Annotated in this window: 9 protein-coding genes and 1 tRNA gene; 9 read left to right on the forward strand and 1 reads right to left on the reverse strand. The window is 65.0% G+C overall.

The window, feature by feature from the left end; translation table 11 throughout:
* The first annotated feature begins 202 nt into the window (after nucleotides 1–202).
* The 9 genes from ACZ3J7_RS24350 to ACZ3J7_RS24390 all read left to right on the forward strand — a co-directional run bounded on the left by ACZ3J7_RS24350 (nucleotide 203) and on the right by ACZ3J7_RS24390 (nucleotide 11,715).
* Nucleotides 203–1,807 carry an alpha/beta hydrolase gene (locus ACZ3J7_RS24350; RefSeq protein ID WP_465624649.1) on the forward strand — a complete coding sequence of 535 codons (1,605 nt, stop codon included), beginning with the start codon at nucleotides 203–205 and terminating at the stop codon, nucleotides 1,805–1,807.
* Between the two features lie 144 nt (nucleotides 1,808–1,951).
* A complete protein-coding gene (gene leuE, locus ACZ3J7_RS24355; protein ID WP_465624651.1) occupies nucleotides 1,952–2,611 on the forward strand; it encodes a leucine efflux protein LeuE in 660 nt (219 codons plus the stop codon).
* 107 nt (nucleotides 2,612–2,718) lie between these two features.
* Nucleotides 2,719–2,795, forward strand: a tRNA-Thr gene (locus ACZ3J7_RS24360).
* A 959-nt stretch (nucleotides 2,796–3,754) separates the two neighbouring features.
* Nucleotides 3,755–5,821 carry a helicase HerA domain-containing protein gene (locus tag ACZ3J7_RS24365; RefSeq protein WP_465624653.1) on the forward strand — a complete coding sequence of 689 codons (2,067 nt, stop codon included), beginning with the start codon at nucleotides 3,755–3,757 and terminating at the stop codon, nucleotides 5,819–5,821.
* A complete protein-coding gene (locus tag ACZ3J7_RS24370; protein ID WP_465624655.1) occupies nucleotides 5,821–7,221 on the forward strand; it encodes a hypothetical protein in 1,401 nt (466 codons plus the stop codon). The genes ACZ3J7_RS24365 and ACZ3J7_RS24370 overlap by 1 nt, the downstream gene beginning before the upstream one ends.
* Nucleotides 7,218–8,432, forward strand: coding sequence for a DNA adenine methylase (locus ACZ3J7_RS24375; RefSeq protein WP_465624657.1), 1,215 nt, complete (start codon nucleotides 7,218–7,220; stop codon nucleotides 8,430–8,432). The genes ACZ3J7_RS24370 and ACZ3J7_RS24375 overlap by 4 nt, the downstream gene beginning before the upstream one ends.
* A 540-nt stretch (nucleotides 8,433–8,972) precedes the next feature.
* Nucleotides 8,973–10,076 carry a nucleoid-associated protein gene (locus tag ACZ3J7_RS24380; protein WP_465624659.1) on the forward strand — a complete coding sequence of 368 codons (1,104 nt, stop codon included), beginning with the start codon at nucleotides 8,973–8,975 and terminating at the stop codon, nucleotides 10,074–10,076.
* 20 nt (nucleotides 10,077–10,096) lie between these two features.
* Nucleotides 10,097–11,080 (forward strand): hypothetical protein, encoded by a 984-nt coding sequence (locus tag ACZ3J7_RS24385; protein WP_465624661.1) that lies wholly within the window; start codon nucleotides 10,097–10,099, stop codon nucleotides 11,078–11,080.
* 44 nt (nucleotides 11,081–11,124) lie between these two features.
* A complete protein-coding gene (locus tag ACZ3J7_RS24390) occupies nucleotides 11,125–11,715 on the forward strand; it encodes a hypothetical protein (protein WP_465624663.1) in 591 nt (196 codons plus the stop codon).
* 359 nt (nucleotides 11,716–12,074) lie between these two features.
* On the opposite strand, the gene ACZ3J7_RS24395 is transcribed toward ACZ3J7_RS24390, so the two are convergent.
* Entirely contained in the window at nucleotides 12,075–12,455 is a 381-nt protein-coding gene (locus ACZ3J7_RS24395) for a winged helix-turn-helix transcriptional regulator (RefSeq protein WP_465624665.1), read from the reverse strand.
* Nucleotides 12,456–12,479: the final 24 nt, after the last annotated feature.

The raw sequence follows: 12,479 nt of genomic DNA on the forward strand, positions 1-12,479 counted from the left end.
GGTTGGGCCCGGGCCGGGGGCGGCCGGGGCGGGGTGTGGGCCGTTCGGCGTGCGGCGTGGTGCGATCGGCGGTGTGATGATCGGCCAGCCGGGGTGGTGGGCGGGGCGAGTCGCCGGGCGGGGCGGTGGCGCCCGCTAGGCTCGGGCTTCCCGGTGCCGGCCCCGGTCGCCGAGCCGTTCCCAGGGGAGAGGACCCACCGCCATGACAGTCGCCCGCACCCGCCGGCCGCTGCCCGCCGCCGCGCTGGCCGCCGCCGTGTCGCTGCTGCTGGCGGGCTGCACCCCGGGGCACCCGGCCGGCTCCGGCACCCCGACCGGCGCCCCGGGCCGGTCGACGGACAGCGTGCCGGGCGTCCCGGCGGCCGGCGCCACCCCGCTGGAGCCGCTGCCGGTCGAGCCGGCCGCCGCCCTGGCCCCGTACTACGGGCAGAAGTTGGGCTGGCAGGCGTGCGACTCCGGCTTCGAGTGCGCGACCTTCAAGGTCCCGCTGGACTACGCGACCGCCGGGGACGGGCGCGAGGTGGAGCTGTCCGTCGTCCGCAAGCCCGCGGGCGGCACCGGGCACCGGCTCGGCTCGCTGCTGCTCAACCCGGGCGGCCCGGGCGGTTCGGCGGTCGACTACGTGGAGCGGGTCGCGGGGCGGTACGACGCGGGCGTGCGCGCCAGCTACGACCTGGTCGGCTTCGACCCGCGCGGGGTCGGCCGGTCCGCCCCGGTCACCTGCCTGACCGGCCCGCGGATGGACGCGTACACCGCCACCGACCTCACCCCCGACGACCAGCGCGAGATCGACGCGCTGGTGGCCGCCGACCAGGAGTTCGCGAACGGCTGCCGGGCCGGGGCCGGCGAGCTGCTGGGCCACGTCTCCACGGTGGAGGCGGCCCGCGACATGGACGTGCTGCGGGCGCTGGTGGGCGACCGGAAGCTCAACTACGTCGGCAAGTCGTACGGCACCTTCCTGGGCGCGACGTACGCGGGCCTGTTCCCGAGCAGGGTCGGCAAGGTCGTCCTGGACGGGGCGATGGACCCCTCGCTGGACTCCGTGGCCGGCAACCTCACCCAGGCCGGCGGCTTCGAGACCGCCTGGAAGGCGTTCGCCAAGGACTGCGCGGCGCGCGACGACTGCCCGCTGGGCCGCAGCGAGCAGGAGGCCGGGGCCAAGCTCACCGCGCTGTTCGCGCGGCTCGACGCCAAACCGCTGCCGACCGACCAGGACCGCCCGCTGACCGAGTCGCTGGCGCTCACCGGCGTCGCCCAGGCGATGTACGCCGAGACGCTCTGGTCCTACCTGCGCGACGCCCTGACCACCGCGCAGGCCGGCGACGGCAGCGGGCTACTCAAGCTCTCCGACAGCTACTACGGCCGCGACCGGGACGGCGGCTACGAGAACCTGATGTACGCCAACATGGCGGTCAACTGCCTCGACCTGCCCGCCCCGTTCGCCGGCCCGGCCGCGGTCGCCGCCGCCGTGCCCGCCTTCGAGAAGGCCGCCCCGCACTTCGGCCGCGACATGGCCTGGATGGCGCTCGGCTGCGCGTACTGGCCGGACCGGGCCACCGGCGCCCCGCACACCGTCCGCGCGGCGGGCTCCGACCCGATCGTGGTCGTCGGCACCACCCGCGACCCGGCCACCCCGTACGCCTGGGCGAAGTCGCTGGCCGGACAGCTGGAGGCCGGGCGGCTGCTCACCTACGAGGGCGACGGGCACACCGCCTACCAGCGGCAGAACGCCTGCGTCGACGGGGCGGTCAACGGCTACCTGCTCGGCGGGGAGGCGCCCGCGAACGGGAAGGTCTGCAAGGACTGAGCGACCGCCGGACGGGCCGGTCCGCCGCGGGACCGCCACGGGCCGACAGGAGTGTTCCGGGCTGAAGGGGCTGGCAGCTACCATGGCGCAGCCCCTTCGGCGTCCCCGAACCGCCCGCCCGCTCCCCGCTCCCTGGAGACCGCAGTGCTCGGAGTCCACGACCTGGCCACCTACGTGCTCGGCGCACTGGCCATCGTCCTGCTGCCCGGACCCAACTCCCTCTACGTGCTCTCCGTCGCCGCCCGCAAGGGCGTCCGCACCGGCTACCGCGCGGCCTGCGGCGTCTTCCTCGGCGACCTCGTCCTGATCAGCCTCACCGCGCTCGGCGCGGCCTCGCTGCTCCGGACCAACCCCGCGGTCTTCGCGGTGGTCAAGTTCGGCGGCGCCGCCTACCTGCTGTGGATCGGCTACGGCATGCTCCGGGCCGCCCGCCAGATGTGGCGCGAACGCGCCCTGGCCGCGGCGCCCGCCGCCGAGGACGACGCCGCCGCCGGCGCGAACGGCGAGCGGCCGTTCCGCCGGGCGCTGATGATCAGCCTGTTCAACCCCAAGGCGATCCTCTTCCTGCTCTCCTTCTTCACCCAGTTCGTCGACCCCTCCTACGGCGCCCCCGTCTTCTCCTTCGCCCTCCTCGGCGGCGTCCTGCAGGCCTTCTCCTTCCTCTACCTCTCCCTGCTGATCTTCACCGGCACCACGCTCGCCAACGCCTTCCGCCGCCGCAAGCGCCTCTCCGCCGGCCTCACCTCCTCCGTCGCCGTCCTCTTCGCCGGCTTCGCCGCCAAACTCGCCGTCTCCTCCGCCTGACCCCGCCCCCACCGGCGGCCGCGTGCGGATCACCTCAGGAAACTGTGTAGACTGGCGCGCGTTGCCGATGCGACCCTTACCCCTGCGGTCGGGTCACCGGCAGCGGTGCCGCCTTAGCTCAGTTGGCCAGAGCAACGCACTCGTAATGCGTAGGTCATGGGTTCGAATCCCATAGGCGGCTCCAAGGTAAACCCCAGGTCAGGCCTCTGACCTGGGGTTTTCTCACTCAGATGACCATGGGAGTCAGACAAATCGGGTACCTGGACTCGATGCATCGCAATGCGTAGGTTGTTGGTTCCCCGATGTCACTGATTTCTGAGCGATCCCATTGACCTGCGGCTTTGTGGCAGATCGCGTTCTATCTGATGCACTGTCGGGTGCGATGTGCGGCCATTGTGCGGCCGTCGCTGCACAACCACTGCTGGGCGGCGGTTGGGTGGGGCGGTCGTAGGATGCTGCTGTTGTGGGAGGCCGACAAGCAGTCGAAGGTGTGCTGCGGGGTTATCGCTCCGGTCTGGCGCATGGGCCAGATGTGAAGGTGACTCGCTGGCTGCGAAGCCAGCGCCAGACCACACCAGCAGGCACGGCCGTTCGACCGGACTGGTCAACGTGAGGAGAGCCGCCCGGCTTGGGCTACGGCTGCCGACCCGGCCTAGACGAGTAGTTCCGATGTCGGTCAGTGGTCGTAGGCGATCAGTGAGCGGGTGACGGGTCGGCCGGTGGTGCGGTTATGCCAGATCGCGCAGGTCATTAGTGGTTGGCGCCGGCTCCGAGGATGCAACGAGGCCCAGGGCCCCCAAGCCTGTCAGTGCGTGCTCCATGGGTGCCTCCCACCAGGCATCGTCTCCCCTTATGCAAGGGTGGCAACCGACCGCAACTCTCTATACCACATCGTTGCGAATCTGTGGGCTGACGTAGTCGTCAACCAGGTGTGGGGGCCCAGGGTGCCAACGGCGCTCGCGGCCAGCTGTCGGGCAGCATTCGATTCAACTCGGCACTCAGCGGCCCCACCTGGCAGTACGCTGATCTATCAGCCAGCAACGCTGCGTACGTCACTGTCACCTACAGCGCTCTACGGAGTTATTGATCTTGTCGGTGGGATGAACGAGGGTTTCTGGAGGGAGTGTTCGGAGAGGGTGGAGAATGATGGAATTCATCCCCGGCGTTGGCGCTGGGTCTTTGCTACGGTCTGAGCTACTTGCCGATGGTCGGTCAACCCGAGTAGGTGCGATTCACCAGATCGACTACGGCCAGGCCGTCGTGCTAACCCACGACCGCTGGAAGTTCGACGCCGGTGGCATTTCGCAGTTCTCATTTCTCCTCGCGACCGCACAGGACGTCAACGACCCTCGCGTCGACGATGACGAGGTGCTTCTTCTGCGTGTCGAGGGCACGTCGCCGCTGTCGCTTGAGCGCGACCTGCACGCCGTGCGCGAGGAGTCCCTGCGAACGGCTCTGTCTAACAACCAAGACCCATCGCCATCCGCTGTGCTCGATGCGGAGCTCGACCCATTCACCAAAAACCGCGTGTCGTTCACCGGCGTGCGGTGCAAGATCCTCGGCACCTTCTACGAAGATGACGTGGATGGGCAGAAGGTGCTGGAGTTCGGTGCCGACGTGGACAATTTCTACGCCACGTCCACATATCGAGTTCTGAAGCCTATAGGTGACGGCCTCGCGACGATCGCCTCCTATCTCAAACCGACCGGGCGCCCGGTAGAACGTGTGCGTATAGGTGCGGTGCGGTACTCCGCGACGCGGCGGCGAGCTAAAGCCTCCAAGCAGGCCGACGCCGCAGTTGAAGTCAACATCCGGGACTTCATTGGCAACAAGACCGCCCTGCTCGGCATGACTCGGATGGGTAAGTCGAATACCGCAAAGATCATCATCGCGCGCACGTTCGTAGTCTCCGAACGACAGCGCGCCGCTGGCGGACGCCCCATCGGTCAGCTGATCTTCGACCCGCAGGGGGAGTATGCCAATCCAAATACGCAGGATGGTACAGAGATTGCGGCAATCGGTGCGAACCATGTCCGCATCTTCAAGTTTGGTGCTGACGGATCACAGCCCCACGTTAAGCCGCTCAGTGTCAATTTTTATGCAGAGAACCAGATCGATGCCGTCCAGGGGCTCATTGCCAACCAATTGAGTGGCGAAGAATCTGGGTATGTAAAGGACTTCGCTGGCGCATCGTATGCCGATGATCCAGTCAATAAGTTTAACCCGAATCCAGGTCGCGCCCGGATGGTTCTCTATGGTGCCTTGATTCGCGCAGGCTTCCCTGTTCCTTCGAAGTTTGCCGCGCGTACCAACATCAGTTCCGCATTGCAACTGAAGGTCGAGCAAGGAATTCAAGCGCCGAATTCCGTGGAAGGCCTAGGTCGAAACCCATTCAGCCAAGCTGGCAAGACTGCCAACCTGGTGACCGTAGCTGCCGATAATATTGAGGCAGTTGTGGATAAGATTATCGAATTGCGCGAAGCTGGCGATACCGACGCGATCGACTTTACAAAAGACGTGCGTTGGAAGAGCGTTGAGCCGATCTTCACCACGAAGAGCGACAAGCGCAACGTCCGCGGCTGGAAGAACCTGAACCCGTTGCGCCCGTTCCATAGCCCGTTCACACAGCAAGATCCTGCTCTGGAGATCTACAACGAGCTCGTCGAGGGCCGAGTAGTCATCGTCGATCTTCACGTTGGTGCCGAGGCGATCACCAAGGCGCTTAGTGAGTCCATTACCCGACGTCTGCTTTTTAGGCAGACAGAGGTATTTACGTCCGGGAAGGAGCCTCCGCACATCCAGGTAATGCTTGAGGAGGCGCACAACCTATTTTCGTCCGACCGCTACAAGGACGAGCTCGATGTATGGGTCAAGCTCGCCAAAGAAGCGAGCAAGCTCAATCTCGGAATGACCTATGCAACGCAGGAGGTCTCGGGAGTGGCGCACCAAGTCAAGGCGAATACTGCCAACTGGGTTGTCGCCCACTTGAATAACACGACAGAGGTGCGGGAACTGGCCAAATTCTATGACTTCGGGGCGTTCTCAGATGCGATCATCGCCTCCGAGGACCGCGGGTATGTGCGGCTCAAGACACTGTCCTCGCCGTACATCGTTCCCGTCCAAATCAATCGATACGACATCGCGCTCGTCAACGAAGCACGAGCAGCGGCTGGTGACCCGCCGTTGGTGCTGAACGGGACGGCGCTCTGATGCCGTACGAGACTGTCGGTGGGGCCCACGAGATCGCCTCGCGACTGGGGCATTCGGCGGCCGCCATCCGGGCGATCGCGGACCAGCGTACCTTTCATGTTCCGGCGGAGGCGATCCAGGACTTGGATTCGATCCGCGAGCGAATCCGTTCGCGGAGCGACTTCGCCGCCCCGTCTGCACCGGAGCGACTCACCGCCGCGCTGGCGATCGACGGTTCACACGTCGTTGAGCAAGTTCGTGACGGCCTGCCATCGGTCCTGTATGGGTTTGCGCAGGCCGCCGCAGCGTACGTGGACCTCGGAGTTCTGGAATCGCAGCGGGCCGAGCGGTTTGTCGACCCGTACAAGATCGAGCGTGCGGTCAACACCGCCCTCGTGACGCTAGATCTACCTGTCTCCGGCGCGTATACACGCGCCGACGCCGACATCGTGACCTCGTGGCGAGAGGTCATCAATGAGCTGTTTCGGCAGAAGAAGATCGACGTCAATCGCCTCGACCAACCGCTGCTGGACCTGCTCTTCCTTCTCCACGGCGTTCCCGGGTCGCCAGCGGCTACAGTGCCGGTTAACTGCCCGACGCAGGGCTGCAAGAAGGACATTCCTGTGCCGCCCGCTGGTGCCGACTGCGACGCGTGCGGCGTGCACCTTTTTCCCACCGACGTACTCCGTATCCACGAGGAGGTTGGAGAGGAGGGTACGAACCAGTCCGCTCTCGGACGGCTCATGTCGGTGATCGAGCTGTTGGTGCTGGTCGGGCTGGCGACGCTGCTGTGGGAGCAGTCGCGCCAGAAGGCCCTGCCTACGACGCTGTTCATCGTCGATGGCCCGCTGGCCGTGTTCGGCACACCAGCAAAGCTGCGCGGGCGAGCCCTTGAATATTTCCAAGCGATGGGCAGCACTACTCCGGGCAACGCGCCATACATCTGCGGGATTGAGAAGTCCGGAGTTCTGGTTGACTACGCGCGCCAGCTGGCCCGGCACGACATTCTCGAACCGGGTGACCTATTGGTGTGCGACGAACAGATCATCGCGCGAGTCGTAAACGCCAACAATGCCCGCGCTTACGGAAAGGAGACATACTGGGGCCGCAAGTTCGTGTATCGCGCGCTCGATGGACGAGTCGTCGTCCCGACTGTGCCACCACCGACGGGTGCACCGTATGATGCTAACGGCGGCCAAGCCGACCCGGTGGCCTACCCGACGCTGCCGGCAATCCTCGACGTGATCGACCGCACCGGTTCCTCGATGTACGTCGATGGCATCATCCCGGTGGCGGCCGCGCACGGGAAGGCCGCGTTCCCGATCGGCGTGGGCACCGATGTGCTCCGCCTCGTAGCCACCAAGCGTCTCGGCCTCGACTCGTCCGGTGGACAAACGGCTCCGGTACGGTTTGCCCCATGATCGAGAATGTGGCTGTGCTGCCGGTCGCCCCCCTCCGTGATGCTCACGCTGCGCATGTTGCTCCGCTGGCAATCCCGACGCACATCCTCGACAACCCCCGCCCACTCATTTCACCCCTCGGTGTCGTTGACCACGCGCTCATGATGAGCAGGTACCAGTCGCCCCTGCGCTACCCAGGAGCAAAATCGTCCCTCGCGCCGGTGATCGCCCGAATCTTGGATGCCGCCAAGGGTTCGAGGGCCGTTCCAGAAATCAACCTGCTGGTCGAGCCTTTCGCTGGTGGAGCATCGGCGTCCTTGCGACTCGTTGGTCAAGGGCTCGTCGACCGAGTGCTGCTCGCTGACGTGGATCCGTTGGTGACTGCCTTCTGGCAGACCGCGGCCGCCGATACAGAGGCGCTGATCGATCGTATGCATGACGAATGGGCCCGATACGTCAAGCTGGGCGGAGTAGCCGCTGTCGAGCGGTGGGACTATTGGCGTTCCTGGGCGCCCACTCAGAAAGCAAAGCCTGCCACGGTCCGACTGGAGCTGGCGACACAGTGCCTATTTCTAAACCGCACAACTTTTTCTGGAATCCTTCATGGTAAGGCAGGCCCGATCGGTGGACGCAAGCAAGCGAGCCCGTACGGCATCGGATGCCGGTGGAATCCGGAAGCCATAGAGGAACGGCTTCGATACGTCGGTCACCTGTACGATACCGGCCGAATCGTCGATGTCTGGCACAAGGACTGGCAGCAGACACTCGATGACGTGCCCAATTACTACCCGCAGCTGATCCCGTCTCGCGTTGTTGCCTACCTCGACCCGCCCTACATCGAAAAAGCCTCGCACTTGTACCGAACCTCTTTCGACCCCCGGGGTGGATACGGCGGCGACAGGGGTGGCAAGGCGGGATCAGATGACCACATGCTCCACATGCAGCTCGCCGGATATCTGCGCACCAAGGCGCAGTTTCGCTGGCTGCTCAGCTACGACAACAACCCAATGCTGACCGAAAGCAATTGGCTCTATGCGCACGCTCGCATGACTCCTAGCCGAGTGGACCGGGAGACGCTCGGCGTACGCTCGTGGCCCTTGACTAAACGGTTGGTGAAGACGCGTTACACCGCTAGCGGCAAGACCGGCAAGCGCGATGCTGATGAACTCCTCATCACAACCCTCCCGCCGTCCACTGTCCCGGTAGATCACCAGCTGCGCGAGCTGCCTTGAGGCGGGGGGTTATCTGCCTTCCGCATCATGAATGCCATGGCATGGGGCAGTGCGAGCTATTGACCACGACGGGCGGCTCGACTGAAGTCGTGGCAGGTGGCAGGTGGCAGGTGGCAGGTGGCAGGTGGCAGGTGGCAGGTGGCAGGACCGTTCGGCGTGGGCGGGACCATAGGGCCGTGTCAGCCGCACTCGCCCCAGCCGAGGTGTCGGCGGCATGTAGTACCAGCTGCACATGGGAGAACAGCGCTTCCATGATCTTGTCGCGGGCTGGGCGCGGCCGCTGCGATGCTCGATCTCGTCACCTGAGAACACATCAGTCATGCTCTACGGCAGATGTTCCGGTCGGATTATCCTCGCTACGCACAGAGACAGCCCTGTACGTTCCGCTACGATAGCCATCGGAGTGACGCGAGCGGAGCCGGCGCTAAGACTCGCCCTGCACAATGGCCGCCAACCGGAGTGCTCAGCGGCCCTCACAGACGGACAAGTACTGCGGGGTAGTCATGACTGAGGCACAGACTGGGCACGAGTGGGGTGGGAATGCGCAACGACTTCGGTGATCTTGCCATCGATGAGGCGATCGTGCACTTGGTGCCGCGCAGCCGCAGGACGGACCCGGTGGAAGCCGAGATACAGCTCAGCGACACCGTGTGCGAGCTGTCCGGGAAGGTTCGCACCGAACTGCAGGGGAAGCTTCGTGATGTCATGGCCCGCCTGGGTCGCGAAGTCGTTGAAGACCCCGAGGCCAAGTCGAAGCTTCCCGAATACGTACAGGACTTCTTGGAGGACCGGATGGACCTCGTTGAGGTCTCCGGTGAGATTGCCCATCTGCTCCGCAATAGCCAATCCGGTGTCAGCCCTGCAGGCTTGCTGCTCGTTGCCGCGGCACGACTTGACGGCCACAAGGCCCTGCTTATGGTCAAGCTCGAGCAAGAAACCGGCATGCAGGCCAACCAGATCGTTACCGATGACGGCCGACGAACCTTCAGCGTCGAGTACTTCGCCAATCTCCTGTTCACCGAAGCCTCCCGCGTCTACAAGGTCGCCCTGTTCTCCGAGGAGGGCATCGGCGAGGACGGTCTGGAAGGTTGGGCCGCCGACAAGCAGATGACCGGGAAGGCGCTGGCGGCCTTCTTCTTGAAGAAGTTCTTGGGCTGCCGGCACAAGGATGAACCCCGCGAGGTCACCCGCCGTTTCCACGACGCCGCGGTCGAGTGGATCAACAGCCGCATCACGGATCCGGACACCCGTGTTCACTACCTCATGGCAGTCCTCGTCGAACTGCAGAGCACTATCACGACCCTGGATCCCGCCGTGTTCATCAACACGCACCTCAAGCTACCCCACCGTGAGGACTTCGCCAGTTTCCTCAGAGAGCAGGGTCTGCCTGCGCGGGCTACGTTCGACAAGGACACCGAACTCATTGACACCCGCCTGAGCAAGCTGCGTGTGGAGTTCGCCAACGGAGTCTTCCTTGTTGCCCCTGTCGACGCCGTGGGCGAGACGATCGCCATCGAAGACCTGGGTGGCGGCCACACCAGCGTCACCGTGACCGGAACCGTGACCTCAACGAGCAGCTTCGCCTCTGGCGGTCGCCCTCCGGGGAAGGGCAGCACCAAGGGCGAGCCTCAAGCTGGTTCCTGACCACGAGAGCGCCGACGACTGTGCCGCTGACGACGAATGAAGCCTTTCATCGTTACAAGAGCGAGTGGGCCCGCATAGACACGGCCGCCCGCCTCACGGCGGAGCATCTCCGTCGTCGTGCCGCCCGCCGCCATCTCAGCTGCCAGATCTCTCACCGCGCCAAGGATGTCAGTAGCTTCGTCAAGAAGGCGTATCACAAGGGATACGAGGATCCTTGGGCTCAGATTCGCGACAAAGCGGGCATACGCATTGTTGTCCCGCACTCCGGACTGCTGGACCAAGCCCTGGACCTGGTCCAGCAGTCCCTCATCGTCGGGCGAGTCAAAGACGGCCGTGCGTCCCCCGGCCGCGAAGAGCGCTTGGAGTACCCCCGACTCCATGTTCAAGTGCGCTCCTTCGGGGAAGAGAAGGATCCGGACGGTAACCCGTACGAGTGCGAGGTGCAGATCCGCACCGAGGCGGCAGACGTCTGGGCGCGGATGTCCCACGCACTGATGTACAAGTCCGGGACTTCCGATGTCCCCGGTGATGTCAGACGCTCGCTATATCGTCTGATCGCCCTGGTGGAGCTGTACGACTCGGAGGTCGAACGGGGGGTCAAGCTGTTGGACGAGCACCCGGACTTCACTCGTAGCAACCGACTCCTGGCCGAAGTAGAGCGCATCTACCGCACCTTCACCGACCATCCCTACAACAGAGACCTCTCCGAAGAGGTAGTCGATGTCCTGCTCGCGGCCATCGAGGACGACATCGGCTACGGCGACCAGCTGGTGCAGTTCGCCGAGGATTGGCGAGACCGCCTCCAAAGCGCTTATCAGGACTACGGCCCGACCAGCGAGCACTTCCTCGACGAGGGCCGATACATGCTGGCGAGCCAACCCGAAAGCTTGATCATATTCGAGAGGCTCGCCAACGCCAGCTTCCTGCTCCAGGACACCTGGGAGAATGCTCTGCCCGAGAGCATGCTTAAAGACATGGCAAAGATCTGGGGGACCGCCCTGTGACCGCACCACAACCCGAACCGCCAGCCCTAGTCGCTGCGACCTCCATGTTCATCGAGGTCCTCGTTGTCGGCATTGGATTCCTCAGCGGGATCGTAGTCCTAGCCGCAGCCGCAGCTGGCCCTGACAACACCGCAAAGATCGCAGGCGTCGCCGGCAACAGCCTAGCTGCCGGGGCTGCACTCGCCGCCGCCTACGCACTCGGCATCGTCGTCGACCGCGCCGCCGACAGTGCCCTTGCCCCTGTGCGGCGGCGCCTGCGCGTAGCTTCGTTCGCAACAAGCCGTGCCTACGCCCAGGCCAGGCTCGAGCTGGCGAAAGAACCAGCACTGGCGGCCCGAGCTGACTATGCCCGCTCTCGCATGCGGATCTGCCGGGGGTGGGTCGTCAACAGTATTCTGCTGACCCTTGCGACAGATGCTGCCCTGCTGCGCTATCCCCTCGAAGGTCGTCCAGTGCTCGTCACTCTTATGACGGCCACCGGAGCGCTGGCCGCAGCCGGTTTCTACTTCACATGGCGCGCGATCACCAAGACCGCCTACCGCAAACTTGCCGAACAGACAACCCCGCCTGCCCCGTTGCCTTCACAAGCCCCTGAAGTGGCCCTAACCGCCCCTACGGCTACGACGACGCCGTAGCCGACCCCGGCATGCCGCCCGGCGGGCAGCGGCAAACGCAGCAATGCCCTTCGCGGTGTCGGTTGTGGAGTGCCCACATGCCGGGTGTTGGCCGAATCGTTCGCCTCGGTGTGGCCATGTGCGGCCGGTGTGCGGCCGGACGCCTTTGGACGAGGTGACACCAGGTGGACGAGGCCGAACAGTCGTACGTGCCCTGATCAGGAAAAACGGCACTACGGAGCACGAGACGGGACCAGCCGTGACGATCGTTCATGGTCTCGTAATGCGTAGGTCATGGGTTCGAATCCCATAGGCGGCTCGTCGACGAAAGGCCCGGATCCAGGGATTACTGGATCCGGGCCTTTCGCGTTGCCCGGGTGTCAGGGGGTGGTGCCGTCGAAGGTGGTGCGGGCGTGTTCGACGGCGGGGAGGTGGGTGGTGGACCAGTCGGTGAGGGCGGCGAAGAGGGGGGCCAGGCTGAGGCCGAGTTCGCTGATCTCGTACTCGACCCGGGGCGGGACCTCGGGGTGGTAGGTGCGGGTGACGAGGCCGTCGCGTTCGAGTTGGCGCAGGCGTTGGGTGAGGACCTTGGCGGTGATCGGGCCGACGTTGCGGTTCAGTTCGACGAAGCGCTGGCGGCCGTGGTGGTGGAGGGTCCACAGGATGGGGGTGGTCCAGCGGCTGAAGACGATGTCGAGGACCGGGGTGATCGGGCAGGCCCCTGGGACACCCGGGGGCGGGGGGCTGTCGGGTGCGGTCACGGTGGGGCCTCCCGTCGGGTGCGG

The sequence above is a fragment of the Kitasatospora sp. NPDC015121 genome, from assembly GCF_055562955.1.

Excerpts from the sequence above, each read along its gene's own strand:
- ACZ3J7_RS24350 (WP_465624649.1), top strand. The coding sequence starts at position 203 with ATGACAGTCGCCCGCACCCGCCGGCCGCTGCCCGCCGCCGCGCTGGCC.
- ACZ3J7_RS24365 (WP_465624653.1), top strand. The coding sequence starts at position 3,755 with ATGATGGAATTCATCCCCGGCGTTGGCGCTGGGTCTTTGCTACGGTCT.
- ACZ3J7_RS24370 (WP_465624655.1), top strand. The coding sequence starts at position 5,821 with ATGCCGTACGAGACTGTCGGTGGGGCCCACGAGATCGCCTCGCGACTG.
- ACZ3J7_RS24375 (WP_465624657.1), top strand. The coding sequence starts at position 7,218 with ATGATCGAGAATGTGGCTGTGCTGCCGGTCGCCCCCCTCCGTGATGCT.
- ACZ3J7_RS24380 (WP_465624659.1), top strand. The coding sequence starts at position 8,973 with ATGCGCAACGACTTCGGTGATCTTGCCATCGATGAGGCGATCGTGCAC.
- ACZ3J7_RS24390 (WP_465624663.1), top strand. The coding sequence starts at position 11,125 with ATGTTCATCGAGGTCCTCGTTGTCGGCATTGGATTCCTCAGCGGGATC.